The organism is Streptomyces sp. NPDC007991, from assembly GCF_042958445.1.
GTDB lineage: Bacteria > Actinomycetota > Actinomycetes > Streptomycetales > Streptomycetaceae > Streptomyces.
On the sequence record NZ_JBIBJD010000009.1, the window covers coordinates 123766 to 148241 of the forward strand.

At 69.9% G+C, this 24476-nt stretch carries 21 protein-coding genes; 7 read left to right on the top strand and 14 right to left on the bottom strand.

All coding sequences use genetic code 11. The features are described 5' to 3' along the window. Nucleotides 1-123: 123 nt before the first annotated feature. Complete coding sequence (locus ACFZDA_RS25935) at nucleotides 124-588, bottom strand: N-acetyltransferase (RefSeq protein ID WP_391085943.1); 465 nt, start codon at nucleotides 586-588, stop codon at nucleotides 124-126. A 92-nt stretch (nucleotides 589-680) separates the two neighbouring features. After that, entirely contained in the window at nucleotides 681-1943 is a 1263-nt protein-coding gene (locus tag ACFZDA_RS25940; protein ID WP_391085944.1) for a Tat pathway signal protein, read from the bottom strand. 201 nt (nucleotides 1944-2144) lie between these two features. On the opposite strand from ACFZDA_RS25940, the gene ACFZDA_RS25945 reads away from it, so the two are divergent. The 5 genes from ACFZDA_RS25945 to fxlM all read left to right on the top strand — a co-directional run bounded on the left by ACFZDA_RS25945 (nucleotide 2145) and on the right by fxlM (nucleotide 8550). Further along, nucleotides 2145-2624, top strand: coding sequence for an ATP-binding protein (locus tag ACFZDA_RS25945; RefSeq protein ID WP_391085946.1), 480 nt, complete (start codon nucleotides 2145-2147; stop codon nucleotides 2622-2624). A 211-nt stretch (nucleotides 2625-2835) separates the two neighbouring features. Continuing rightward, entirely contained in the window at nucleotides 2836-3027 is a 192-nt protein-coding gene (gene fxlA / locus ACFZDA_RS25950; RefSeq protein ID WP_391085948.1) for an FxLD family lanthipeptide, read from the top strand. Between the two features lie 76 nt (nucleotides 3028-3103). After that, complete coding sequence (locus ACFZDA_RS25955; RefSeq protein ID WP_391085950.1) at nucleotides 3104-6154, top strand: thiopeptide-type bacteriocin biosynthesis protein; 3051 nt, start codon at nucleotides 3104-3106, stop codon at nucleotides 6152-6154. Beyond that, nucleotides 6154-7311, top strand: a complete 1158-nt coding sequence (locus ACFZDA_RS25960) for a lanthionine synthetase LanC family protein (protein WP_391085952.1) — start codon at nucleotides 6154-6156, stop codon at nucleotides 7309-7311. The genes ACFZDA_RS25955 and ACFZDA_RS25960 overlap by 1 nt, the downstream gene beginning before the upstream one ends. 18 nt (nucleotides 7312-7329) lie before the next feature. Next, nucleotides 7330-8550, top strand: a complete 1221-nt coding sequence (fxlM, locus tag ACFZDA_RS25965) for a methyltransferase, FxLD system (protein WP_391085954.1) — start codon at nucleotides 7330-7332, stop codon at nucleotides 8548-8550. Here the strand turns inward: fxlM and ACFZDA_RS25970 are convergent. Then, nucleotides 8537-9601 carry a saccharopine dehydrogenase NADP-binding domain-containing protein gene (locus ACFZDA_RS25970; protein ID WP_391085956.1) on the bottom strand — a complete coding sequence of 355 codons (1065 nt, stop codon included), beginning with the start codon at nucleotides 9599-9601 and terminating at the stop codon, nucleotides 8537-8539. The two genes, fxlM and ACFZDA_RS25970, sit on opposite strands and share 14 nt — an antisense overlap. 121 nt (nucleotides 9602-9722) lie before the next feature. On the opposite strand from ACFZDA_RS25970, the gene ACFZDA_RS25975 reads away from it, so the two are divergent. Together ACFZDA_RS25975 and ACFZDA_RS25980 are read left to right on the top strand one after the other, a co-directional pair. Next, nucleotides 9723-10688, top strand: coding sequence for a helix-turn-helix domain-containing protein (locus ACFZDA_RS25975; RefSeq protein WP_391085958.1), 966 nt, complete (start codon nucleotides 9723-9725; stop codon nucleotides 10686-10688). Between the two features lie 95 nt (nucleotides 10689-10783). Next, entirely contained in the window at nucleotides 10784-12748 is a 1965-nt protein-coding gene (locus tag ACFZDA_RS25980) for a protein-arginine deiminase family protein (protein WP_391086500.1), read from the top strand. 39 nt (nucleotides 12749-12787) lie between these two features. On the opposite strand, the gene ACFZDA_RS25985 is transcribed toward ACFZDA_RS25980, so the two are convergent. The 11 genes from ACFZDA_RS25985 to ACFZDA_RS26035 all read right to left on the bottom strand — a co-directional run bounded on the left by ACFZDA_RS25985 (nucleotide 12788) and on the right by ACFZDA_RS26035 (nucleotide 24363). Next, complete coding sequence (locus ACFZDA_RS25985) at nucleotides 12788-13255, bottom strand: hypothetical protein (protein WP_391085959.1); 468 nt, start codon at nucleotides 13253-13255, stop codon at nucleotides 12788-12790. A 157-nt stretch (nucleotides 13256-13412) separates the two neighbouring features. Continuing rightward, complete coding sequence (locus ACFZDA_RS25990; protein ID WP_391085961.1) at nucleotides 13413-14606, bottom strand: acyl-CoA dehydrogenase family protein; 1194 nt, start codon at nucleotides 14604-14606, stop codon at nucleotides 13413-13415. A 1-nt stretch (nucleotide 14607) separates the two neighbouring features. After that, complete coding sequence (locus ACFZDA_RS25995; RefSeq protein WP_391085963.1) at nucleotides 14608-15558, bottom strand: 3-hydroxyacyl-CoA dehydrogenase NAD-binding domain-containing protein; 951 nt, start codon at nucleotides 15556-15558, stop codon at nucleotides 14608-14610. Further along, nucleotides 15555-16301 (bottom strand): acetoacetate decarboxylase, encoded by a 747-nt coding sequence (locus ACFZDA_RS26000; protein WP_391085965.1) that lies wholly within the window; start codon nucleotides 16299-16301, stop codon nucleotides 15555-15557. The genes ACFZDA_RS25995 and ACFZDA_RS26000 overlap by 4 nt, the downstream gene beginning before the upstream one ends. A gap of 6 nt (nucleotides 16302-16307) precedes the next feature. Continuing rightward, nucleotides 16308-17084: a crotonase/enoyl-CoA hydratase family protein gene (locus ACFZDA_RS26005; RefSeq protein WP_391085967.1), complete on the bottom strand. Its 777-nt coding sequence runs from the start codon at nucleotides 17082-17084 to the stop codon at nucleotides 16308-16310. Between the two features lie 19 nt (nucleotides 17085-17103). Continuing rightward, a complete protein-coding gene (locus ACFZDA_RS26010; protein ID WP_391085969.1) occupies nucleotides 17104-18273 on the bottom strand; it encodes a CoA transferase in 1170 nt (389 codons plus the stop codon). Between the two features lie 166 nt (nucleotides 18274-18439). Further along, nucleotides 18440-19351, bottom strand: coding sequence for a LysR family transcriptional regulator (locus tag ACFZDA_RS26015; protein ID WP_391085971.1), 912 nt, complete (start codon nucleotides 19349-19351; stop codon nucleotides 18440-18442). 5 nt (nucleotides 19352-19356) lie between these two features. Then, the gene (locus tag ACFZDA_RS26020) at nucleotides 19357-19890 is read right to left on the bottom strand and encodes a GNAT family N-acetyltransferase (RefSeq protein ID WP_391085973.1); all 534 of its coding nucleotides are present in this window, start codon (nucleotides 19888-19890) and stop codon (nucleotides 19357-19359) included. A gap of 42 nt (nucleotides 19891-19932) precedes the next feature. After that, a complete protein-coding gene (locus tag ACFZDA_RS26025) occupies nucleotides 19933-20442 on the bottom strand; it encodes an AidA/PixA family protein (RefSeq protein WP_391085975.1) in 510 nt (169 codons plus the stop codon). 40 nt (nucleotides 20443-20482) lie between these two features. After that, nucleotides 20483-22327 carry a thiamine pyrophosphate-binding protein gene (locus ACFZDA_RS26030; protein ID WP_391085977.1) on the bottom strand — a complete coding sequence of 615 codons (1845 nt, stop codon included), beginning with the start codon at nucleotides 22325-22327 and terminating at the stop codon, nucleotides 20483-20485. Continuing rightward, on the bottom strand, nucleotides 22324-24363 hold the full coding sequence (locus ACFZDA_RS26035) for an FAD-dependent oxidoreductase (protein ID WP_391085979.1): 2040 nt from the start codon (nucleotides 24361-24363) through the stop codon (nucleotides 22324-22326). The genes ACFZDA_RS26030 and ACFZDA_RS26035 overlap by 4 nt, the downstream gene beginning before the upstream one ends. Nucleotides 24364-24476: the final 113 nt, after the last annotated feature.

The window sequence follows — 24476 nt, forward strand, 5'->3', positions numbered from 1 at the left end:
CCGCTTCGTCGCCCCTGCGGACTTGGATGCCCTGCCCATGCACCTCACACAGCGCCTCCGGCTCGACGACTTCCTGGAGAACCGGCCTGCGCCCTGTCTCGGGTAGGCCCGGCACGCATGCGCCTACAGGTGCAGGGGATCCCGCATCATCGTGGCGAACACGGGAGAGTCCGCGAAAGGCTGCTGGCTTCCGATCTGCTTGTAGCCCCAGGACTCGTACACGGCCTTGAGGCGTCCGTCGGAGAGCGACGGGTTGACCAGCAAGGTGACACGTTGCTCGTGGCGCTGTGAGAGCAGCTCCTCGTGCAGCGCGCGGGCGGTGCCCTTGCCGTGAGCGCCTCGCCATGGCCGTCGGACGAGAATCTCGTTGAGCGCCAGGGTCCTGGCGCCGTCCTCCCTCACGTACTCGTCGGGAAGCGGTTCCTTCTCCGCAGACCACCACGCGGTGGCCTCACTGAGCGGCACGGCGAACACGTAGCCGATCGGTTCCTCACCGTGGTACCCGATGACGGCCTCCCAGCCGGGGCGTGAGGAGTAGGCCGTCAGTCGCTCGTCGAACCGATCACGGTGGTAGAACGGTCGCTCCATCAGTCCGAACTCTCCTCGCACTTCTACGTGGATGTCGAGGATGAGCTCGCGTACTTCGGATACGTCTGTGGTGCGACGGTAGGTCGTGCCGTTCATGCGGCTGCCCTCCGATGCTCGAGCCACGCGGTGGTCTCGGAACTGCGTGGCGCCACGGCAGTGAGGCGGGAGGTGAATTCGTTCAGGAGCATGTGCACGCGGCCGTGGCCGGCCATCTTGGCCGGGACAGTCTGCGCCGAGGCGACGGCCGGCTCGATGTCGCCCTGGCCGAGCTGGGCAAGAGCGAGGTTGGCGTAGGTCAGAGCACGGTTGCGCTCGAGATCGGGCCGCAGCCCGGCGAGACAACGGTGTGCGTGACGCTCGGCTCGTTCCCACCTTCCGAGCCGCAAGTAGGCGAAGGTGGCCAGGCTGTCCAGCTCAGCCTGGTCGAAGAAGTCCATCCATGGTGGACGGTGCTTCGTGTGGTCGGCACGGTCAAAGCTGGTTTGCGCCATACCAATCACACGCAGGGCGCTGCGGTCGTCCCCCATGTCGGCCTGGAATGTCGCGAGTCTTGCCAGTGCCAGGGACGCGTACAGCGGATCGCTGCGGGTGATGGGGGTGGCCCGTGCTGCTTCACCTGCGGCGACGGCGTCGGCGGGGCGGCCGAGGTGTCGGTACATGATTCCGGCGTGGCCCCACACGCGATAGAGCACGTGGCGGTTGTTGGCCAGGCCGGCGAGAGTGACGGCCTGGTTCAGATACGGCTCGGCCTGGGCGAGACGCCTGCCGTCGATGGCGGCCCACATGGCGCTCGCGGTGAACGCTGCCGCGACTCCGTACAGCTCTGACCGGATGCGGCTGGATGCCATGTGGGCGTTCTGCAGGCTCACCGTCTCCCGGGCGAGTGCGGCCGCGTGCTGCTGGAGTTCCTCGGTTCCCCCGTATTTGTTGTCCATGCTGACGACGGCCGCGAGTTTCGCGTTCATCCGGTCCACATCGGCAGATCCAAGTCGGCGTTGCGCGGCGGAAGGCGCGGTCAGTGAAGCGCCGGCGGCTGTGGCCGCTGCCAGGAATGCGCGTCGGTACACAGGGTCGTCCTCGGGTGTTGGGGAGAGCCGTGAGTCTGTTCTCCCCCGGAGAACGAAGCCTAACTCTGCGGCGGTTCGGTCCGTCACCCGCTGAAGCGCCTCTCTCAACAGGCCGTTGGGGGATCTGTGCTCCCCGCTCAGCAACTTGAAGATATGCCGGTCGTGGACCGTCCCGTACCGTCCTGTCAGGTCACCGATTGCCGAGTTGACCAGGGAGGTCAGCTCTCCCACCGTCATCCGATGGTCACGCAGCCACGCTGCAAACGCTTCGTTCCGCGTCCCCGTCATGACAGAACGCTATGGGTCAGTGCCGCAGCGTTGCGTAAAGAGACGGCCAAAACGGCAGGTGGCTTGCGAGCAACGTCTGGCCAATACGGCATCCCCACCCGTGCCCCTACGGCGGTTATCTGATGGCACGCCAGCGAACGGACAGCCCCGAAATGTGCTGTTCGCCCTCACTGTTGGTTCTTTCTCTCTCCCGAGGACGCTATGACGACGACAGCCGTACGGACGCCGAGTGCGGTCCTCCGCCGCGGCGGGGACGTGATGAACGAGCGGATCGCGATTGCGCCCCGCCAAGGTGACAACCCGCCCCGCCCCGAGGACGCCGCATGGGTCGGTCACTTACGCCGGATCGCCACAGCCAAGCTCAACCACTGGGGCCTCGGGGCATTGGCCGGCGACGTCTCACTCATCTCCAGCGAGTTCCTGACGAACGCTGTGCTGCACAGCGGCGCCACGCACATCATGCTGAAGCTCGCGGTCCGGGACGGTTGCCTCCACATCACCGTCATCGACGGGATGCCCGGCTGCGCCGTGCTCACGGACCCAGGCGACGACTCAGAATCGGGACGCGGCCTCTGGTTGGTCGACCTGCTGGCCAAGGAGCGGGGCGGCACCTGGGGTACCCGTGCCGACGGGGCCGAGACGTGGTGCGCCCTCCCCCTACCGGCGGACGAGTGCGCGTAATGCCGTCGGTCGGCATTCACGCTGGACGGGCTCCCCTCCCAAGAAGTGGACGCCGCTCTCACAAGCCTCTCCAATGAGGCCCCTTCCAACTCCCCTCCCCGGCCAGCACCCGAATCGCTGACCCCCACGCAGGTCAGTGCCGGAGAGGGGTCGCACAACCGGCCATCCGGCCAAGAGCAACACAGCCGATCAGCAACTGAAGGGACACACCGTGACTGCACCCGCTGTTCTCCTGACCGAGCAGGGCCAGACCAAGCAGGCTGACGCGCCGACCGTCTCCGACCCGTTCGACATCGGCCTGACGGTCGTCACCGAGATCGGGTCCGAGCAGCTCCCGCAGGCATGCGGCACCGGCGACGGCTGCAAGGCGTCCTGTGCCTCCTCCTGTGCCAGCGCTGTGTGACGAACAACCGCTGAACAGGGCCGGGGAAGATCCTCTTCCCCGGCCCACCCGGTTCCCACCGACTGAGGGGCGACTCGTGGGAAGCAACGTGAAGGTCTACCAACGCACAGGCACGGCGCTGCTGCGGGCCGCCGCAGTACCGCTGAGCAAGTCACCGTCGTCGTGGCCTGACCCGGACGACACTGAAGCGGCCCGCATGTGGCTGCGAGAGATCGGACAGCGGCCGGAGTTCGCCGAGGCCATAGCGCAGGCGAGCGACTCACTGGCCGCCCGGCTGAACACGATCTGCGACGGCAACTCCGTACGCCCCCGGCAAGTGCGCCGCGCGTACCTGGCCACCGTCTCCTACGTCCTGCGCGCCACCGGGCGCCCCACACCATTCGGTCTCTTCGCCGGAGTTGCTGCCGCCGCGATCGGCCGGACACCTCGGGCGCAGTGGGGGGACGCCCACCGTGCCGTGATCCGTCCCGACACCGAATGGCTCGAGGATGTGATCAACGATCTCGAGGCCATCCCGGACCTGTTGGACCGGCTCAACGTTGTGCTCAACAGCCTGGCGATGCAACGAGGCAGTCGCCTGCACGTCCAGCACGGCGGTCCGAGCGGAGCCGCGATCAGGCGGACCCCTGCCGTACGTGCGATCGAGGCCAGTGCTGCGCGCCCGCTCTCCTTCACCGCCCTCATCACCGCGATGGAGGATGCCTTTCCAGGCACCGACACCAATCGCATGCGTGCCGTCCTCTCCTCCCTGCTGCAGCAGAAGTTCCTCATCAGCAGTTTGCGAGCACCGATGACCGAGACCGACCCGCTCGGCCACCTCATCGCACAACTGCATGCCGCCGATGCCACCAGCATCGAATCAGCGGCGGTCATCCTCCACGGCCTGGAGGCGGTTCGACGCGCCGTGCGCGAGCACAACGACGCGCCCGCAGGCCTACAGGAGATTTTCCGAGAGGCGGCCGCACGGCAGTGCCGGAAGCTCTCCGACGCCGCGCGCAGCCCCGTCGCCGTCGACCTGGTCGTGGACGCCGATGTGCAGATTCCTGGCTGCGTCGTCCGGCAGATGGAGCAGGCGGCCGACGTTCTGCTGCGCCTCACGCGACGACCAGCCGGACAAGGCGTGTGGCTGGAGTACCACGCCGCGTTCTGGGAGCGGTACGGCACGGGCACGCTGGTGCCCGTCAAGGACGTCGTCGATCCCGTGGGCGGGCTCGGCTATCCCGCTGAGTACCCCGGCAGCCGCATGCTGGCGCCGAAAGACGCGGTGTCCGAGCGGGACGAGCGGCTGCTGGCCCTGGCCTGGCAGGCGAGCTTTACGGGCAGCCGCGAAATCATGCTGACGGACACGCTCATCGATCAGGTCGCAGAGGAGCGGCCTACGGAGCGGGAGGCGCCGCCCCATGTGGAGATGTGCGCACGCATCCACTCCGAAAGTGTTGCGGCGCTGGAGCGCGGCGAGTTCACCGTCGCGGTCACGCCGGCCCGCAGCGCGGGGACGCTCACCTCACGGTTCACTCCGGTTGCCACTGGGTCAGGACTTGAGAAGGTCTACCGGCAGGTTCCTCCCGGCGTCGAGGGAGCCATCACTGCTCAACTGTCCTTCCCGGGCCTGTATGCGCACACCGAGAACGTGTCCCGCATTCCGGCGTACCTGCCGTACGTGATCTCGCTCGGAGAACACCGCCTCGTCGACGACACCAAAGGCACGGACCTGATCGACATCGATGACCTGGCCGTTACCGCCACCTCGAGCCGCCTGTACTTGGTCAGCATCTCGCGGCGCACGGTCGTCGATCCGCAGGTCTTCCACGCCATGGCGCTGGACAAGCAGCCGCCACCGCTGGCCCGCTTCCTGGCTCACCTGACCCGGGCCTTCGGCCCTGCATGGACCGGGTTCGGCTGGGGCCCGCTCGCCGAGCGGCTGCCGTTCCTGCCGCGGGTGCGCTACGACAAGGCCACCCTGTCGCCCGCCCGCTGGTACCTGCCCGCTGACGCTCTGCCGCCCAGGGGGACAGACGCTGAGCACTGGGAGGAGGCGCTTGCTGCCTGGCGCAAGACGTGGCAGTGCCAGGACACCGTCGAGCTGCGCGATGACGACCGCGCTCTGCGCCTTCAACTCGACGTACCCGCACACGCGGCCATCTTGCGTGAACACCTCGACCGCAATGGACACGCCGTCCTCACTGAAGCGCCGCCGGAGGAAGGCTTCGGCTGGCTGGGCGGTCGCGTCCACGAGGTGGCCCTGCCCCTGCTCAGCACTCGCCCGGCCTCTCCCAACCCGCTCCGTGGGCTTCTGCCCGTCCAGCGGAACCGAATGTTCGGACAGTTCCCGTCCTCGCCCAGCGCGCTGTGGCTGAGCGTTTGGTTCTACACGCACCCGGATCAGCACGATGACCTGATCGCCAACCACCTTGCGGTCCTCGCCGGCCAACTGCCCCACACACCGAGGTGGTGGTTTGTGCGCTACCGCAGCCCTCACCGTCCGGATCACATCCGGATGCGGATCCGAATCAGGAGACCGAGCCAACGCAGCTGTTACACGGCGGCCGTCGGCTCCTGGGGCACAGTCCTGCGCCGCGCTGGGTTGATCAGTGACCTTAGCCTCAACACGTACTCACCGGAGGTCGGCCGATATGGAACCGGCCAAGCGATGCTCGACGCCGAGACCGTGTTCGTCGCCGACTCGCAGTTCGTCGTGCATGCCCTCAGAGATGCCGGGACGTCGGAAGTGGAAGGCCAGGCACTCGTGGCCACGGGCATGGTGGATATCGCCCGCGGTCTCCTCGGGCCCAACGAGGGGCTGCGCTGGCTCGCCGAGCGTCCGGTGCAGGCCTCCGCTGCCGAGCGCTCGGTGAGTGATCAAGCGGTCGAACTGGCCCGGTCGGGAACGCCCGCTGCCCGCGGCTGGGATGCGGAACTCGCCGCCGCCTGGCACAGCCGCGCAGAGGCTCTCGCACTGTACGGCGAGCGTCTCGACGGCATGGACATGAACGGAATCCTGGAGTCACTACTGCACATGCACCACAACCGCCTACGGGGAGTCGACCGCCACGACGAGAGGGCCTGCCGTCGCATCGCCCGCCAGGCGGCCCTCGCCTGTCTCGCCTGGCCGGGGGCAGCCATCTGATGAACCGCCACACCGATGCATCTCCCGGCTGGGGACAGTCGCTGTACTACGGCGCCGCTGGGGTCACGCTGATGCACGCGAACAGGGCCTATGCGGGTGCCGGCGGCGGGGAGACGATGCGGCCGTGGGCCACGGCCATGCTCAGCGGCCCGATCATGGCCGCCGATACCGCCAACCTCTACGAGGGGGCCCCGGCCGTCGCCTATGTGCTCGCCTTCGTAGACACGCCAGCGGCCGGGGCGAGACTCATTGAGCTCGACGCCCACGTCCGGCGGTTGAGTGCCGAGCGGCTTCGGCGAGCCCATGCCCGCATCGACCGGCAGGAAATCGCTGACAAGAGCGAGTTCGACCTCATCAACGGACTCACTGGCCTGGGCGTCTACCACCTGCGCTGTGGAAACTGGGCCGACGTTCGCGACATCCTCACCTACCTCGTCCGGCTCGCCGAGCCGATCACCGCAGGACGCGAGGGGCTGCCCGGATGGTGGTGTGCAAGCAGCGTAGACACACGGACACCACCCCACCCCGAAGGCCACAGCGACTTCGGGATGGCCCACGGCATCGCCGGGCCTCTCGCCTTCTTGTCGACAGCCGCTCTCAGAGGTGTACGCGTCCGCCGTCAGGAGTCCGCCATCGCCCGCCTCTGCCAATGGCTCGATCAATGGCGGACCGGACCGCCTGAGAACTCATGGTGGCCCGAGTGGATCGGCCGATCAGAACTCCGCCGCGGTCGAACGGATCGAACGGAGCTCGCACGGCCCTCATGGTGCTGCGGGCTCCCTGGAATCGCGCGAGCCCAGCAGCTCGCCGGGCTTGCCCTCGGCGACACCGAACTGCAGGACCGGGCGGAGCAGGCGTTGGCCGGGTGCATCACCAACGAACGCCAGCTCGCGTTACTCAAGGACGCCTCCCTCTGCCACGGATGGGCCGGGCTTGAGCAGACCGCCCGACGCGCTGCTCAGGACGAGCGGGGTGGCTCCCTCACGGAGCTCCTCCCCACTGTGCAGGCGCGACTCGACGCGTATCTGGAACATCACCAAATGCCGGGCAACCCGAGCCTCATGGAAGGCACATCAGGGCTGCTTCTGACTCAACTCGACCGCAATACCGCCATGCCAGAAACCAGTTGGGACCTATGCCTGCTGTTGAGCGGCTGACCTCGCGGAAGGAACTCCATGAACGACACGAGCACACCTCAGGACATGCGAAACCGCCTGGTCGACGAGATCGTCAAGACGAGCATCGCCGGCCTTGACGACGCCCGGGTCGAGGAAGCGATGCGCATCGTGCCCCGCCACGAATTCATCCCGGGCGCATCTCTGGACGAGGCCTACGCCAACCAGGCCGTCACGATCAAGGACAACCCCGACCCCGACGCCCTTCCACTGAGCTGCGCTTCTCAGCCCGACGTCGTGTTCTTCATGCTCGCCCAGCTCAACATCCAGCCGGGCGACAACATCCTCGAAGCCGGAGCGGGCACCGGCTACAACGCCGCCCTTATGCGCTACCTGGCAGGCCCCACCGGTCGCGTCACCACCCTCGACATCCACAGTGACGTCGCCGCCCACGCCCGGCAGCGACTCGCCGACACCGGATTCAGCGACGTCCAGGTCCTCGCCCGCAACGCCGAGCTCGGCGCACCGGAGAACGGCCCTTTCGACCGGATCATCGCCACCGTCGGCATCTGGGACCTCCCCGAGGGATGGTGGGACCAGCTCACGATCGGCGGCCGACTCGTCCTCCCGCTGCGCTGGCGCGGCTTGACCCGCAGCGTCGCCTTCATCCGTGAAGCCGACAGGCTCCGCTCGGAGTCCATTGCCACCTGCGGCTTCCTCCCCATGATCGGACAGGGGGGCGAGCGGGAGGGCTACGTCGAACCGGATCGCTCGATCAAGCTCTACTGGGATGCCGACCAGCACATCCAACCGCTGAGCCTCCGCGAAAGCCTTGCCGAGACGAAGGAACACGTTCTGTGGACCAACGTCACGGTCGGACCGGACGAACCGCTCGACGGGATCTGGCTCCGCCTGAGCGCAACCGACCCCGCCACCTGCCGCATCACCGTCCGCCCCGAGGCCTTGTCCACCCCAGGAGGCATGCACCGCCCGGCCATCCCCGCCCTGACACCCGCCCTGGTCGAGGATCAGTCCCTGGCCTACCTGGTCCTCGAACCCGTGGAGACCCAGGGAAGCAAGCGGTACCGGCTGGGCGCGGCAGGATACGGACCCGCAGGCCAGGACCTGGCCGAGCGGTTCTGTGCGCAAGTGCGGGAGTGGGACCCCGTCCGAACCCAGTCACCGTCGATCACCGCCTACCCGGGCGGTACACCCGACGAGAAGCTGGCCAGTGGGTACCGGATCGACAAGCCGTCCGTCCGCCTCGTCATCTCGTTCTGAGTGTTGGGCGCACGCCTACCGGTGGTTCGACGGTGATGTGTGGAGCCAGCGCCCAGAGGAAGTCGGCCGCGTCGAAGATGTGGCCCGCGGAGACAACGCCCACCGCGTGGGTGCGGCCCGTGAGGATGCGGTCGGTCGCCTCCACCGCCAGCGGTGCGGTGACGGCGTAGATGTCCTGGCCCGTTGCCACGGCGCGGCGTTCCGTGTCGCCGGAGCGGACGACGGCTTCGACGGTGAAGGTCTGGTCGGAGCGGCCGGTCTCGTCGGTCGCGGTCGGGGCCGGTGTGTCCGGGGAGGAGAGGTCGCCGGCCGCGTCGGTCGTCATGTGGGTGCGTACCTCGGGGATGTCGAGGTGGCTGGGGATGGTGACCACGTCGGCCATCGTGAACTCCCCGATGACCTGCCTGGTGCCCATGGGGGCGGGGAAGGGCCACTTCAGGAGGGTCGGCACGGTGTCGTGGTACTCCAGCCGGCCGCTCGTGAAGCGGACGCGGCGGCCGGCCCGCCGCTCCCGGGAGACCGTGCCCGCGGTGCGTGTCCCGGGGGTGGGGTGCCAACTGCTCAGTCCGTACGCGATGGTCGCTTCGTCGGCCGTCGTCCAGTCGCCCATCGCGGCCGTGGTCAGCAGGTCGCCCAGGCCGCCGTAGAAGGCCATCGCGGGGACGATCACCGCTCCCGCCGCCCGGGCGCGGTCCGCGAAGTGCGTGAACGTATCGACATTGGCCTCGATCTCGGCGGCCACGTCCACGTACGGGATTCCGGCGCGCAGGGCCGCCTCGATCACGGGCGCGGCCGTCAGGGCGAAGGGCCCGGCGCAGTTGATCACGGCGTCCGCGTCGGCCAGGGCGCGGTCGAGCGAGGCGGGGTCGTCGACGGAGGCCGGGCGGACTTCGAGGCCGGGGGCGGATGCCGCGAGCGTGCGCAGTTTGCCCGCGTCGCGGCCGGCGAGGATCGGAACGAACCCGCGATCGCGCAGTTCAGCCACCACGAAGCGTCCCGTGTGGCCGTACGCGCCGTACACCGTCACCGTCTGCGCCGTTCCCGTTCCCATGGGTTCTCCCCCGTCGAGTGCTCACGTCATTCGGTTCGCTGCGAGCTGTCACGGACATCCTGGGCGGCGTGGACCGCCCAGCGTGAGTGTCTGGAACGACGCGCCCCGTACAGTTCCGGACATGAGTACTGTCGCGCTCGCCGTCACCGACGGGATGCTGCACTTCGAACTGTCCCTGGCCTGTGAGGTGTTCGGGTCGGCTCCGGCGGGTGTGGACGTGCCCTGGTACGACTTCCGGGTCTGCGGGGTGGACGCCGTGCGGGTCGGGCGGTTCCGGCTGGAGCCCGACCAGGGGCTCGAACGGCTCCGGGACGCGGACACCGTGATCGTGCCCGGCTGGGCGGACACCGACGTGGAGCCGCCTGCCGAGCTCGTCGGTGCCGTGCGTGCGGCCCATGAGGCGGGTGCGCGGGTGGCGTCCCTGTGCACGGGCGCGTTCGTCCTGGCCGCCGCCGGCCTGCTGGACGGCAGGCACGCGACCACGCACTGGGCGCACACCGGCGCGCTGGCCGCCCGCTACCCGCGGGTGGAGGTCGATCCGGACGTGCTCTACGTGGACAACGGCAGTGTGCTGACCTCGGCCGGCAAGGCCGCAGCGATGGACCTGTGTCTGCATCTGGTTCGTCTCGACCACGGCTCGTCCGTCGCCAATGCCGTGGCACGCCGCCTGGTCGTGCCGCCGCACCGGGCCGGTGGCCAGGCCCAGTTCGTCGCCGTCCCGGTGCCGTCCCGGGACGACCATCCGCTCGCCGCGCTGCTGCCCTGGGCGATCGAGCGTCTCGGCCAGACGCTCACCGTGGAGGACCTGGCCAGGCGGGCGGGGATGAGTTCGCGCCAACTGGGCCGCCATTTCAGGGCGGTGACCGGCACGACTCCGCTGCAATGGCTGTTGACCCAACGCATCCGCCGCGCCCAGGAGTTGCTGGAGACCACCGACGACCCGGTCGGCACCATCGCCACGGCCACCGGCATGGGCACCGCCACCACGCTGCGCCGGCACTTCAACCGCACGGTCGGCGTGCCCCCGGACACCTACCGCCGGACCTTCCGCTCGGCGCCCGGACCCACCCGGCCGGCAGTGGAGTAACTCCCGCCGCACAGGGAACGCACAGCCCCCGTTCCTCCTCTTGCACCGCGAAACCCCCCAACCGAGAGGAACATGCTGTGCGTTCACGTACGCGTATACGTACACGTAGACCTTCGCGCCTGTACCCGGCCGGGTCCGTCGTCCTGGCTCTCGCCGCCGCGGGAACCGTGCTGGCGGGGCCGGCCGTCGCCGCCGATGCGGGCGGGCCTGCCGATCTGCGGGCCGATGTGAACCGCGACGGACGGGTCGATGTCACGGGCGGCAGCGACAAGGCCGGTGAGGACAGTTGGTCCGTCGAGCGTGGAGCTGTGTATCTGCCCAACATCGATGACGACGCCAAGCGGTGTCCGGTCACCGGGCCCGGTGGCAAACCGCTGTCCGACGCCAAGCTGGCCGCGTGCAACGACGGCTCGGACACCAAGGTCAACGGCAGCGCGGACGCCGCCGACCTCGCGCGGGTCCGTTCCGTGCCGATGCCGGACCTGGGCAAGGACGCCAAGGGCAGTCTGAAGGTCACCACGGGTGGCAAGCACGCGCGTCTCTTCGTCAAGCGTTCCGGGAAGTGGGTCCTGGTGACGTCCAAGACCCGGCTGTCCGCCGCCGAGTTGCGTGCCGGTGTGGAGTTCGGTGTCGAGGGCACCGATGTCGTCCGGGACAGCGCGAAGTGGGACGGCCGTGCGGTGGTCCGGCTGACGGTGACGTCCGGGCAGAACTCCACCTCCGACGCCGTGACCCTGCGCGTCGCCCCGCTGCTGACCCACCATCACCTCCAGGACACCCAGCAGGTGATGGTGACCGAGGTCCAAGGTGAGGGATCGTACGGCCGTCTTCAGCGGAAGTTCGTCACCGAGCTCGCGAAGGAGGTCAAGAACGCCGGGATCGGCAAGCCGCTGGTCACATTCAAGAAGTACGCCGACCCCTGGGCCCAGGACTTCGTCGAACCGGCCTACGTCAGCATGACCGGGCCGGGCGGCCGGCGGCACGTGATGCGCGTGATGCTGCGGTCCGCCCAGCCGGACCGGGACGCGGGCCGGGAGCTGTTCGAGAAGGTGCGCGGCCGGGACATCGGGGTGGTGCAGGTGAACGACCCGGCCGAGCCCGACGACTGGTCGCTCAACTCCATGGGGAACCTGGAGACCATCCCGCCCTACGCGCACGGCGGGCGCTCCTTCCCGGCCGGGCGGATCATCATGGGCGAGCGCAAGGACAGCGGGGCGCGGCCGTCCAAGGTGATGCGGACGATGCTCAGGTCGCAGGGGTTGCAGGACCCGCTGCTGCTGGACACCTCCTGGCTGGGCGTGGGGCACGTCGACGAGTTCGTGCAGTTCCTGCCCGCCGACACCCCGCGCGGCTGGCGCATGGGTGTCGCCGACCCGCAGGCGGGGCTGCGGCTGCTGCGCGACGCCAAGCGCGACGGCCACGGCAGGACGAAGATGTTCTCCGTCCCGGGCCGCAGCGACAGCCCGGCGCCCAGGGAGACCATCGACCAGGCGCTCGCGTCCAAGCATCTGGTGGCCGACAACGAGATGGCCGCACGGCGCATCGCGGCCAACCTGGAGATCCTCAAGCGGGAGACGGGGATCACCGACGGGGAGATCGTGCGGGTGCCCGCGCTGTACACCCGCGAGTCGGAGGTGATGACGGGCGGCGGCGACGGGATTCCCGTGCCGCGTCTGACGCGCATGGGTGCCGGGTCCGGCCTCGTCGACTCCCTGGAGAACCACGGGCAGCAGAAGTGGCTCGCCGAGCATCCGGCCGGCTCGCGTGCGGCGGCACCGTCGGCTGCGGCGACCGTCATGACCAGCGCGTACGTTCCCGGAGCGGTCAACGGCGTGCTCCTGGGGCGCGACCGCTACCTCGCCCCGCGCCAGTGGGGGCCCGTCATCGGCGGCAAGGACATCTTCACGGAGGCCGTCAACGCCGCGTACCGGCAGGCCGGTCTGAAGGTGTCGTACATCGACGACTGGTACACGTACCACCTCGGCATGGGCGAGGTGCACTGCGGCACCAACACTCTGCGCGACGCGTCGGCCGCGTGGTGGCGGCAGCCGGTGGGGTGAGCCGTAACGCGGAGCAGGGGCGGGCGGCGGACCGGACGGTCAGGAGCCGTACGGTCCACCGCCCCGCCCGGCGTCCTGCCGGGCGCGCCCGGGCGCCAGGCGGCGGTACGCGGCCCGGGCGTGGGCGACGCGGGCCAGGGACGTGCCGGCGAGCGTGGCGGTGAGCAGGCAGGCCAGCCATGTCGTGTCGCGGGGGCCGGCCCATGTGAGGGTGCCCGCGGGCGGGATGGCGAAGCCGTTGAGGAACAGCCAGCACAGGGCGGCCGTGCCGGGGGCCGCCGTGAAGCGCGCGCACAGGCCGAGCACCGCGGCCAGCAGGGACAGCGCGAGCAGAGCCGGTCCTGGACGGCCGGTCCCCACCACGGTGTTGAGGACGGCCACCAGCACCAGTGCGCCGCCGAACGCCCCGGCCCACACCAGCGGTGTCGCCACGGGCCTCGGAACGGGCCTGGCCCCGGTGCCCAGCGGCCTCCACTCGATGGTGCCCAGCGGCCTCCACTCGATCATGCCGGCGCTTCCTTTCCCGAGAGTGCTCGTCAGGGTCCCACTCCCGCCTGTTGAGGGGAAACGCTCGAACCGGACAGCCGGGACGACGCCGCCGAGCACGACGAAACCCCAGGTCCAAGACCTGGGGTTGCTTCGTGGAGGACCCGGCTGGTCCGCGTCACACGAACGCGCTCTCGCCCGTGATCGCCTTGCCGACGATCAGGGTGTTCATCTCGCGCGTGCCCTCGAAGGAGTAGATCGCCTCGGCGTCGGCGAAGAAGCGGGCGATGTCGTGGTCCAGGAGGATGCCGTTGCCGCCGAAGATCTCCCGGCTCCAGGCCACGACCTCCCGCATCCGCGCGGTGACGAACGCCTTGGCCAGGGAGGAGTGTTCGTCGCGGAAGACACCGGCGTCCTGCAACCGGGCGAGCTGCACCAGCATGCCCCACGACGCGGTGATGTTGCCCAGGCTCCTGACCAGCAGGTCCTGCACGAGCTGGAAACCGCCGATCGGACGGCCGAACTGCCGCCGCTCTCGCGCGTAGTCGAGGGCCAGTTCGTAGGCGCCGGTCATGACGCCCAGCGCCTGCCAGGCCACCCCGCCGCGCGTGGCGCGCAGGATCTCGGCGACGTCGCGGAAGGAGTTGATGTTCCGCAGGCGGTTCGCCTCCGGCACCCGGACGTCGGTGAGGGTGATCTCGGCGTTTTCCACGATCCGGAAGGCGATCTTGCCTTCGATCTTCACCGGTTCGAAGCCGGGCGTGCCCTTCTCCACGACGAAGCCCTTGACGTGGTTGTCGTCGACGTCCCGCGCCCACACCACGACGTAGTCGGCGAAGGTCGCGTTGCCGATCCACTTCTTGGCGCCGTTGAGGACCCAGGTGTCGCCCTCGCGCCTGGCCGTGGTGCGCATGCCGCCCGCGACGTCGGAGCCGCCGAGCGGCTCGGTCATGGCGAACGCACCGATCTTGTCCATCGCGGCCATCTCCGGGAGCCAGCGGTCGCGCTGCTCCTGGTCGCCGCCGGAGTGGACGGAGTACATGGCGAGGCCGTTGTGGACGCCGAAGAAGGTGGCCACCGAGGCGTCGGTGCGGCTCAGTTCCATCGCCAGCATGCCGCTGAGCAGGTTGCTGACGGCGGGCCGGTGCTCGCCGTAGCCCTCGTAGGGCAGGCCGGCCAGGCCGCTGTCGCGGAAGATGCCGACGAGTTCCCGGGGGAACTCGCCCTTGGCCCAGTGGGCGTTGACCAGCGGCTTGATCTCGTCGCGCATCAGGGAACGGGCCTTGAGGAGGATCCCCCGCTCCTCGTCCGGCAGCAGCGCTTCGTAGGCGTAGAAGTCCGCGGTCGGCTGGTCTTCGAGCTTGGTGGTCATCTCAGTTCTCCTCCTTGGCGGCGCTGTCCAGGGCGGACAGGACGGCGAGTTGCCTGCGGTCGCGCGTCGCGGTGAGGTCCGCGTACGGGGCGGAGCCGTAGGCCTGTTCCACGGCCGCGATGAGCCGTTGCTGTTGCTCCTCCTTCTGCGACGGGGTGCCGAGGCCGGCCCACACGCGCTTCATCGAGGGGCCGATGTGCTCGGCCAGGTGCCGGTAGCCGCCGGGTCCGCCGCCCAGGTGCGAGCCGAGGAACGGCCCGACCGTGGCCCAGCGCGGGCCCAGCGAGTGGGTCATCACCGTGTCGAGTTCCTCGGGCGTCACCACGCCCTGCTCGACGAGGTACACGGCCTCGCGGCTGAGGGCGTTCTGCAGCCGGTTCCCGACGAAGCCGGGGATCTCCTTGCGTTCGACGACCGGGGTGCGGCCGACGGAGGTGTAGAAGTCGACGGCGGCCCGTACGGCGTCCTCGCCGGTGCGTTCGCCGGGTACGACCTCGACGAGCGGGAGGAGGTGCGGCGGGTTGAAGGGGTGGCCGATCAGGACGCGGGCGGCGGCGTCGTCCGCCAGGTCCTTGGTGAACTCGGTCGAGGGGATGGCCGACGAGGAGCTGAGCAGCAGCGCGTGGCCGGGTGCCTCCCGGGCCAGGGCGGCGAACAGGTCCCGCTTGAACTCGACACGCTCGGGGCCGTTCTCCTGGACGACGTCGGCGTCCCGGACGGCCTCGGTGACATCGGTGGTGAGGTGCACCCGGACGGCGATGTCCGTCACGTCCAGGCCGCGGGCGGCCAGGTGCGGGGCGGACTGCGCGAGGGCCTCGTCCACGGCCTCGGCGAGGTCCGGTCGCGGGTCGCTCACCCGGACGGTCAGGCCGTGCGCGGCGAACAGCGCCGTCCAGGACAGTCCGATGGTCCCGGCGCCGATCACCGCGGCCGTACGGAAGGTGCGGGTCATGACGCGGCTCCCTTCAGGTAGTCGTGGACCGGCTCGACGCCGGACAGCGTCAGGTCGGTGAGGATGTGGCCGGCGGAGACGACCTCCAGCACCGGCAGGTCGGCCAGCGGGGCGAGCACGTGCGCGAAGAGCTGGAGCCGGGCGGGCCCGGTCCAGGCCTCCTTGACGGTGACGTCGGTGATGCGCGTGCGGACGAGTTCCTGCACCCGGGGCAGCCCGTCGTAGCCGGGAATCGTCTTGAGCATGAAGGTCGGCACGGTGATCTGCGCCTCGGCCTCGCGCCGGTCCAGCTCGTGGTGCTTGTAGCCCATGGTCGCGGTGGCGACCCGCACGCTGCCGTGATCGAGGGTGCCGACGAGCGCGCCGGAGTCGACGGTGAGCGACGGGGAGCCGAGCACCTTCGGGTAGGCGGAGACCTCGCGGCCGGAGGCGGTCGCCGGGAAGTTGTCGAGGTACATGGCGTGCAGGTACTCGCCCTGCTCGCCCTCGAAGCCGACGGGGATCGCCTGTCCGGCTTCCGTGTAGGGGCCGTAGCCGCTGGCGTCGCCCATCTTCATGACCTCGAACCGGACCAGGGGTTCAGCGATGCGCAGCGGTTCGGGGACGACGGCCCGCAGCGCGTCGGGGTCGGTGCGGTAGACGACGTTGAGGTACTCCCGGTCGGTGAAGCGCGGGACCGTCGGCGCGAACGCCGGGCTGGTGAGCGGGGTGGTGAGGTGCTGTCGTACGTCCTCGGCGTGCATGGCGGCTCACCGTCCCGTCCACCGCGCGGGGCGGCGTTCGGCGAAGGCGGTCATGCCCTCGCGTACGTCCGCCGAGGCCATCAGGGTCTTCATCTCCCCGCGCTGGAAGGCGAAGGCGTCGGCGTCGGGCGCTCCGTCGGCGGCGCGGACGACGCGCTTGACGGCCGCGAGCGCGAGCGGGGCGTTCTGCGCGAGCCGTTCGGCCAGCCGGAGCGCCTCGGCGACGGCCTGGCCGCCGGCCGTGACCCGGCTCGCCAGGCCGAGTTCGCCGGCGCGGCGGCCGTCGACGGGGTCGCCGGTCAGCAGGAGTTCCATGGCCAGGTGGTGCGGGATGCGCTTGGGCAGCCGGATCACGCCGCCGCCCGCGGCGATCAGCCCGCGCCTGACCTCGGGCAGTCCGAAGCGGGCGTCCTCGGCCGCGACGATCAGGTCGCAGGCCAGGGCCAGTTCGAAGCCGCCGCCCATGGCATGGCCCTCCACGGCGGCGATCAGGGGCTTGTCCGGTTCGGCCTCGGTCAGTCCGCCGAACCCGCGGCCTTCGATCTCGGGCGACTCGCCGCGCAGCGCGGCCTTGAGGTCCATGCCGGCGCTGAACGTGCCGCCCTCGCCGGTCAGGACGCCGGCCCGCAGCCCGGGGTCGGCCTCCAGTTCGTCCAGTGCGGCGGTCAGGGCGGTGGCGACCGCGGCGTTCACGGCGTTGCGGGCCTCGGGGCGGTCGAGGGTGATCAGCAGGGTGGAGCCGATGCGTTCGGTGCGGACGACGGGGGTGGTGGGGGTGCTCATGGCGGTCCTCCTGTGGCGGTCAGCGGGCGGCGGTGCCGAGTTCGGCGAGGACGTCCTCGGTGTCCTGGCCGGCGACCGGCGCCAGGCGGCGGATCGAGCCGGGCGTGGCGGAGAAGCGCAGCGGGATGCCGATGGTGCGGACGGTGCCCTCGGTCGGGTGCTCGACGGTGTCGAGGAGGTGGCCGCCCTGGACGTACGGGTCCTCGTGGGCGCGGTCCAGTTCCAGCACCGGGGCCATGGGGATGCTGTGCTTGGCGCACACCTCCGCCCACTCGTCGGTGGTCAGGGCCGGGGCGCAGGTCTCCAGGAGCGCGGCGAGGTCCTCGTGGTCGGCGCTGTCGATGGCGTCGCCGTTCACGCGCGGGTCCTCGGCGAGGTCGGGGCGGCCGGCGGCGGTGAAGAAGTCCCGGTAGTTGTGCGGGTTGTACGGCATGACGCAGGCCAGGCCGTCCTTGGTGCGCACCGCCTTGTGGCCCTTCAGCATCGACAGGGCGAAGCCGGTGGGGCCGGTCTCGGGGACGTGGGTGTGTCCCGCGAGGTGCTCGACCAGGTTGAAGGCGATCAGGGTGTCGGTCATCGGGATCTCGACGAGCTGTCCCTGTCCGGTCCTGTTCCGGTGCAGCAGGGCGGCGAGCACGCTGTAGGCGATGGTCAGGGAGGAGACCTTGTCGCCGATGATGGTCGGCAGGTAGACGGGTTCGCCCAGCGCGCGGTCGGCGATGTCGACCAGGCCGGACGCGGCCTGCACGGTCTCGTCGTAGGCGGCGTTGCCCGCCTGGTCGGAGTCGCTGCGGAAGCCCTGGGCGTGCGCGTAGACGAGGCCCGGGTTGCGGGCGGCGATGTCGTCGTAGGACATCCCGAGGCGGTGCAGTGCGCCCGGCCGCATGTTGGTGATCAGCACGTCCGCGGTGTCGATCAGCTTCAGAGCCCGCTCGCGGTCGGTGTCGTCCTTGAGGTTGAGGGCGACACTGCGCTTGTTGCGGTTGACGTTGAGGTTCAGCGGGGTCATGCCCGGCGTGGTGCGGTAGTGGCCCACGCGCACGGTGTCGGCGGGCGACTCGATCTTGATCACGTCGGCGCCCAGGTCGCCGAGGATCTGTGCCGCGTAGGGGCCCATCACCACGGTCGACAGGTCGATCACGCGGATGCCTTCCAGGGGGCCGGTGGCGGTGTCCGTGATGTCCGTCATCGCTTTTCCCTCAACTCCTTGCTTTGTCATGTGTGTGTATCTGGAAACTAAGTTAGCAAGGGGGGTCTGGGGAACGGAAACGAATGGAGTGACCAATGGGCGAAAGGCGGTATGACCGCAGTGGTCATACCGCCTTTGGTGAATGCTTTCCGAATATGCGAGTGTGTCAGGCGTGGAGCGGCTCGGTGAAAATCTCGCGGGCGGCCGCGACGACTTCCTCCAGGTCACCGCCGTGCGCCCGGTCCTTGCGCCAGAGCAGACCGGTCTCCAGCCGGGGATGGAAATCCGAGAAGGGCAGGACGGTCACATTGTCGAGACGGTAATTCTGCACGGGGCTTCGCGGGTCCAGCATGGAAATGGAGAACGCCAGGCCGCCGGACACTATCTCGGAAACTCCGTCGAAGGTCGCGCTGCCGATTTCGATCCGTTTCTTGATGCCGAGCTCGGCCAGCTGCTGGTCGAGACCGCGGAAATACGCGTTGGTCACGGCCGTGGGCGATCCCGCGTAGGCGAGTCCGGACAGCTCGGCCAGGGCGACCGACTCCCGCCCGGCGAACCTGTCCCTGGGCACGACCGCGCCGAGCCGCTCCGACATCACCGGCAGCTGTTCCAGGGCCGGGTCGCCGCCGACCGGCAGCCGGGCCAGGGTCAGCGCCAGTCTGCCGTCGCACACGGCGTCGACCAGGCGCTCGGTGCCGCCCGGCCAGCGTTTGATCTCGAACCGGTCACTGACCCGCTCGGCGAGGGCGGCCATCCGCTCGCGCAGGTCCGGATGGATGCCGCTGGGGACACCGAGCAGCAGGGTGGTCCGCCGCGGCCGGGTCGTCTCGTCCAGCCGCCACTGGATGGAGTCGACCTGGTCCAGCACCCCGCGCGCGATCGGCAGCAGCGCGCTGCCGGCCGGGGTGAGCCGCACATGGTGGGTGTCGCGGTCGAACAGCCGGTGTCCGAGTTCGTTCTCGAGATCCTTGATCCGCCGGCTCAACGGGGAGGCCGCCATGTGCAGTTTGCGGGCCGCGGTGGAGAAGTTCAGTTCTTGGGCGACGGCGACGAAATAGCGCAGGTGCAGGAGCTCCACGCGATTCACCCTAACCGCCGCGGCCGGCCGGCCGCGGGGTTGGGCAGCTCCTTCTCCATCAGCGTGAACGACTTGGGCGCCCCGCCCTGCTGCGGTTTGCCCTCCTTGAGGCCGACGACGCGGTAACCGGCGCCCCGGTAGTAGGCGTTGAGCGGTGCGTTGCCCGCAAGGCAGTCCAGGCGGACCCGGGTCCGCCCGGCCTCGGCCACCCGGCGCTCCGCGGCCTCCAGCAGCCGCCGTCCGGTCCCGGGCGGGGCGATGCTCCGGTCCACCATGAGCCGGTGCACGTACCCCGCCACGGGCGGCTGCGGCCCCCAGGCGGCCACGTCCTCCCACCACAGCTCCCAGGCCCCGCCGGCCTCCGCGAGCCAGACCTCGCCGTGTGCCATGACCTGGCGGAAGTGCTCCTCGTCCAGCTCCCCGGGCCGCCACTGCCCGGTGATGCCGCGGGCGAGCATCCAGCGGGCGGCGTCGTCGCGGAGCCGGACGAGGGTGGGCAGATCGGCCTCGGTGGCCGGGCGGATGAGGAGATCATTCACCCGGGGATCGTCGCACTACCGTCCGACGACGATGCCTCGCTGTCAGGCGTCCTCGATCGTGATGAAGGGATCCCACTGGAAGTACCCCTTCAACTGGCGGTGGCGGTCCAGGATCTGGAAGAAGAAGTGGTAGACGACCTTGCCGGGCTGTTTGACGGTCGTGCGCCAGTAGTGGTCCTGGTAGCGCTGGGTGTCGAACTCCGGCCTGCCCTCGGTGCCCTCCTTCGGCAGCGGGTAGATGCCGCTCACCACTTCGATCTCCGGCGGCTTGATGAGCTGGTACCGGCTGTCGCTGCTCACGTACCGGTAGAGCAGCGCCTTGAATTCGCTGCCGAGCGACAGGGTCGTCTCACGCCACTTGACGCTGTCCCCGGGCTCGGCGCGCAGGTTCAGCTCGGCGCCCGACGTGCCGATGATGTGGTCCTGGCGGGTGGTCATGTAGATCAGGCGCGGGTCGACCTGCGTGGGCGCGTCGGGGTTGCGGGACGCGTTGGGGTTGCGTTCGACGATCGTGGCCGCGTCGAACGAGATCAGTACGTTGAGCTCGGCCATGTCTTTTCCCTTTCGGTAACCGGGCTTACGGACGGCGGACTCAACCGATCCGGGAGGACTTCGGGACCTTGTACGCCATCGCCCGCGGGTAGTCGTGGCGGTGCAGGTGGACGCGGACCAGGAGCGGGCCGGAGTTGAACGGGTCGGCCGGGTCGGTGAGGCGGTCCAGGAGGTCGTCGAGTTCGGCGGTGTGCGCGACGGTGACGCCGTGCGCCGGGGTGTGCTTGCCGGCGAAGACGTCCGCGAGGCGGTCGTAGTGCCAGGGGTGCAGGACGTTGTAGAAGTCCTCGTCGGCGGCGTCCTCGTCGGCGTAGTAGCGCGGATGCACCAGCATCTGCTCGACGCCGTAGAAGTGGCCGTTGTCCATGACGAACACCACCGACCGCAGCCCGTGCCGGGTGTGCGTGGAGAGTTCCTGGCAGGTCTCCTGGAAGGCGCCGTCGCCGACGAACACCATCGGGCGGGCGTCGCCGCGCTCGGGGGTGAGCGCGGCGCCGGTGGCCGCTCCGACGGACCAGCCGATGGACAGCCAGCCGACCTGTGACAGGAACCCGCCCGCCGGCAGGGACAGGTTCATCGAGCCGATGAGGGAGAACGCGGCGTCGGAGACGACCGTCCAGTCCTCCCGCGTCTCGTGGTTGAGGAAGTGGTTGACCCGGTCGAACACGGCGTCGTAGGTCAGGCGTCGGCCGGCCCCGTGCCGGGCTGCCGAACCGGCGGCGCGCAGCGAGGCGCGGTGGTGTTCGAGGGCCGCGGGCCGGTCGCCGCGCGGCCCGTGGTGGGCATAGGACTCCGCGTAGTAGTCGGCGGCCAGGCCCCCGGAGCCGTACGTCTTCACCAGCGCGTCCTGGAGGGCGGGCAGCAGCCAGGTGAGCTGGACGTCGGGGAAGTAGGTGGTGCCGACGCTGATGCCGCCGTGCGCGGCCATCACCCAGTCGTCGCCGACGCACTGCTCCCCGCCGAGGTTCTTCGACGTGGACCAGGCGCCGAGCCCGATGCGGCAGGTGGCCCAGTCCTTGAACACGGCGTGCACATCCGGGTGGCTGGCGCCGCCGTTGTAGACGCCGTGGAACTGCGGCAGGTCCTCGTCGACGACGGCCTTGGCGCCGACGGTGGTGCAGAACGGCACGCCCGTCGCCTCCACCAGGTCGGTGAGCTGACGGCCGAGCCCGAACCGGTCGATCTCCTCGCCGGCCCAGACGACCGGGCGGGGCCTGCCGTCCGGGCCGGGGTGCTCCTCGACCAGGGTGAGGACGGCCTGCACGGCGTGGTCCAGCATGGTCTGGTTGCGCGCGCTCAGCGGCCGCTCCCGGGCGACGATCGGCGCCTGAGGCTCGGGGCAGGGCTCGTCCCAGAGGTCCTCCATGACCTCCAGGTAGACCGGTCGGCGCTCGGAGAGGCAGGCGGTGAGCGCGGCGTCGATCTGGCCGGGGGCGAGGCCCGGGTTGGAGATGACCTGGGCGTCCACGGTGACCTGCCGGTAGACGTCCAGGTTGCTCTGAGGGCGGGGGCTCATGTGCGAGGTGAGCAGGCCGACAGCCCGGTAGTTCTGCCACTGCTCGTAGGGCGGGGAGGCGTTGACGGCGACGAGCGGGACCTGTTCGACGTAGGCGCCGCCGCACGCGTTCAGCAGGTTGAACGCGCCGACGCTGTAGGTGACGGCGGCCGCGCCGATGCCGTGGATCCGGGCGTAGGCGTCGGCGGCCTGGCCCGCTCCGCCCTCGGTGGGGGTGCCGACCCACTCGATGTCGCCCTCGGCCCGCAGGGTCGTCAGGAAGGGGCCGAGGTGGTTGCCGGGGACGCCGAACAGGTGGGTGATGCCCAACTCGGCCAGGCGCAGGGCGAGGTAGCGGGCGACCGTGCACCCGGGGTCGAGCGCGCTCATGAGCGGCCCCCGTCCTGGTCCGCGCCCGGTGTGGTGACCGGCGGGGCCTGGTGGACGGCGAGGGCGGCACGCACGGCGCTCTCCAGGGCGCCCTCGATCCAGGCGTGCTTGAGGGAGGTGTGCTCCCCGGCGAAGTGCACGGGGCCTTCGGGCCGGGAGACGTCCAGGTGGAAGCTGGTCATCTGGTGCGCGGTGTAGATGGCGGCCTCGCCGAAGGCGTACGGGTCGCGGGCCCAGCTCTGGGTGGCGCCGCGGCCGGTGAAGAACACCTCGATGCGGCGGCCGTGCAGGGCCTGGAGGTTGCGCAGGGCGTAGACGTAGCGCTCCGAACTCCGCATGGAGTCCCAGCGGGCGGCGTCGTCGGACCAGCAGTACGAGGCGAGCACGACGCCGCCGGTGCTGCCCTCGACGGGGTGCGAGGGGTAATACATGAACCGGTTGGGATTGTCGGTGACCGAGCCCCCTCCGAAGCAGTGGGTGGCGGGGCGTAGCGCGGGGCCGCGCAGCGGCAGGGTGCTGTTGAGCTGCCGCATCTCCTCGGTGACGCTGCTGTCCTTGACGGCGGCCGCCAGCAGGTCGGTGCCCGGCCCGGGGAGCGTCAGGGCGGGTTCGGCGTCCACCTGGCCGCCCAGCCGGTAGTACTCGTACAGGCCGGGCGCGATGCGGTCGAGCTCGTCGCGCCAGTCGTCCTCGGTGAACTCCCACCAGCGGTGGCTGAACTCCAGCAGCACCTTGGTGGCCTGGTCGTAGTGGGTCTCGATGACCGCGCGGCGCTTCTTGTACGACATCGAGGGGACGATCTCCACGAAGCGCAGCGCGGAGAACGGGATGGTGACGATGGCCAGGTCGGCCGTCCACAGGCGCGGCGGGGCCTGGGGATCGTTCTCGGCGACGGTCTGCACGGCCACGCCCCACCCGTCGGGCCCGACCGCGCCGGTGCCCTCGGGGTCGGTGTCGCGGCTGGGGTCGTGGTACTCCAGGCGGATCATGCGGTGGCCGAGCCGCACCTCGTCGCGCAGCCCCTGGTACAGCGCGTGCGGCAGGCGCCAGCTGCCGCCCGGTATCTCCCAGTAGCGGACGCCCGGGTTGATGTCGCTGCGGCTCAGGAAGCTGTGGAAGAACGACAGGTGCAGCCGCGAGGACATGTTCTCCAGCGTTCCGACGGCCTCGATGGCCTCGTCGCTGAGCCCGGCGTGGTCGCGCAGGAAGCCGCCCATCGAGTAGCCGTCGAAGTCGTGGATCACCCGGGCCCAGCCCTCGACCCACTCCTCGAAGGGCTTGTTGACGCGCCGCCCGTCGACGACGTCGGAGTAGTAGTCGCGCACGCACTCCAGGGCGTCGTCGACCATCTTCACGACGGGGGCGCGGACCTCGTCGTCGGTGAGGTGGAAGCCCTCGTTGATCCGCTCGGGACCGGCGGCGTAGTCGGCGCGCCGCACCTGGGTGCGGTTGGCGCGGATCCAGGAGTTGCCGCGCTTGTCGGGTTCGCGGAAGCCGGGGCTGTCGTCGCCGTAGGTCCAGGTGCGGCCGGTGAAGGAGGTGTACGTCACCGGGGGCACGGGGACGTCGGGGCCGCTGCCGGTGCCGGGGGCCACGTCCACGTTGTAGAACTGGCGGCGGCCGAGCCCGAGTTTGTCGACCAGGGCGAGGACGAGCGGGTGGAAGTCGGGCAGCCGCATGGCACCGGCCTCGGCGTACTGGGCCGGGTCGTCGAAGGGCTGGTGGTGTTTGGTGGCGCGGAAGGTCTTGATGCGTCCGCCGACCCGGCCGGCGTTGGCCTCCAGGATGGTGACGTCGTGTCCGGCGTCCTTGAGCAGCCGGCCCGCGACGAGGCCGGTGATGCCGGCGCCGATGACGAGGATCCTCTTGCGCGGGTGCGGGGTGGGGCCGAGGCGGCCCGTGTCGATCAGGGTGTGCAGATAGCCGAGTTTGAGGTCGGAGCCGTCCGGCCCGACGAGGAGGAGTTCACGGGCGAGCCTGAGGCAGGTCTGCCGGCGGGCACGGGCGGCCGAGTCGTCCCGGGGTAAGTCGGTCATAGCATGCGATCGTAGATATGCCGAAACGATTTCGCGGTTTCCACCGGAGACAAAGTCCGGAAAACGCCGACCGTATCGCCTGACGAGATTTCGACTTGCGGCCCGTCATGCCA

Coding starts and splice junctions, on each gene's coding strand:
- ACFZDA_RS25935 (WP_391085943.1), bottom strand. CDS start 588: ATGGAGCGACCGTTCTACCACCGTGATCGGTTCGACGAGCGACTGACG.
- ACFZDA_RS25940 (WP_391085944.1), bottom strand. CDS start 1,943: ATGACGGGGACGCGGAACGAAGCGTTTGCAGCGTGGCTGCGTGACCAT.
- ACFZDA_RS25945 (WP_391085946.1), top strand. CDS start 2,145: ATGACGACGACAGCCGTACGGACGCCGAGTGCGGTCCTCCGCCGCGGC.
- ACFZDA_RS25960 (WP_391085952.1), top strand. CDS start 6,154: ATGAACCGCCACACCGATGCATCTCCCGGCTGGGGACAGTCGCTGTAC.
- fxlM (WP_391085954.1), top strand. CDS start 7,330: ATGAACGACACGAGCACACCTCAGGACATGCGAAACCGCCTGGTCGAC.
- ACFZDA_RS25970 (WP_391085956.1), bottom strand. CDS start 9,601: ATGGGAACGGGAACGGCGCAGACGGTGACGGTGTACGGCGCGTACGGC.
- ACFZDA_RS25975 (WP_391085958.1), top strand. CDS start 9,723: ATGAGTACTGTCGCGCTCGCCGTCACCGACGGGATGCTGCACTTCGAA.
- ACFZDA_RS25985 (WP_391085959.1), bottom strand. CDS start 13,255: ATGATCGAGTGGAGGCCGCTGGGCACCATCGAGTGGAGGCCGCTGGGC.
- ACFZDA_RS25990 (WP_391085961.1), bottom strand. CDS start 14,606: ATGACCACCAAGCTCGAAGACCAGCCGACCGCGGACTTCTACGCCTAC.
- ACFZDA_RS25995 (WP_391085963.1), bottom strand. CDS start 15,558: ATGACCCGCACCTTCCGTACGGCCGCGGTGATCGGCGCCGGGACCATC.
- ACFZDA_RS26000 (WP_391085965.1), bottom strand. CDS start 16,301: ATGCACGCCGAGGACGTACGACAGCACCTCACCACCCCGCTCACCAGC.
- ACFZDA_RS26005 (WP_391085967.1), bottom strand. CDS start 17,084: ATGAGCACCCCCACCACCCCCGTCGTCCGCACCGAACGCATCGGCTCC.
- ACFZDA_RS26010 (WP_391085969.1), bottom strand. CDS start 18,273: ATGACGGACATCACGGACACCGCCACCGGCCCCCTGGAAGGCATCCGC.
- ACFZDA_RS26025 (WP_391085975.1), bottom strand. CDS start 20,442: ATGGCCGAGCTCAACGTACTGATCTCGTTCGACGCGGCCACGATCGTC.
- ACFZDA_RS26030 (WP_391085977.1), bottom strand. CDS start 22,327: ATGAGCGCGCTCGACCCCGGGTGCACGGTCGCCCGCTACCTCGCCCTG.
- ACFZDA_RS26035 (WP_391085979.1), bottom strand. CDS start 24,363: ATGACCGACTTACCCCGGGACGACTCGGCCGCCCGTGCCCGCCGGCAG.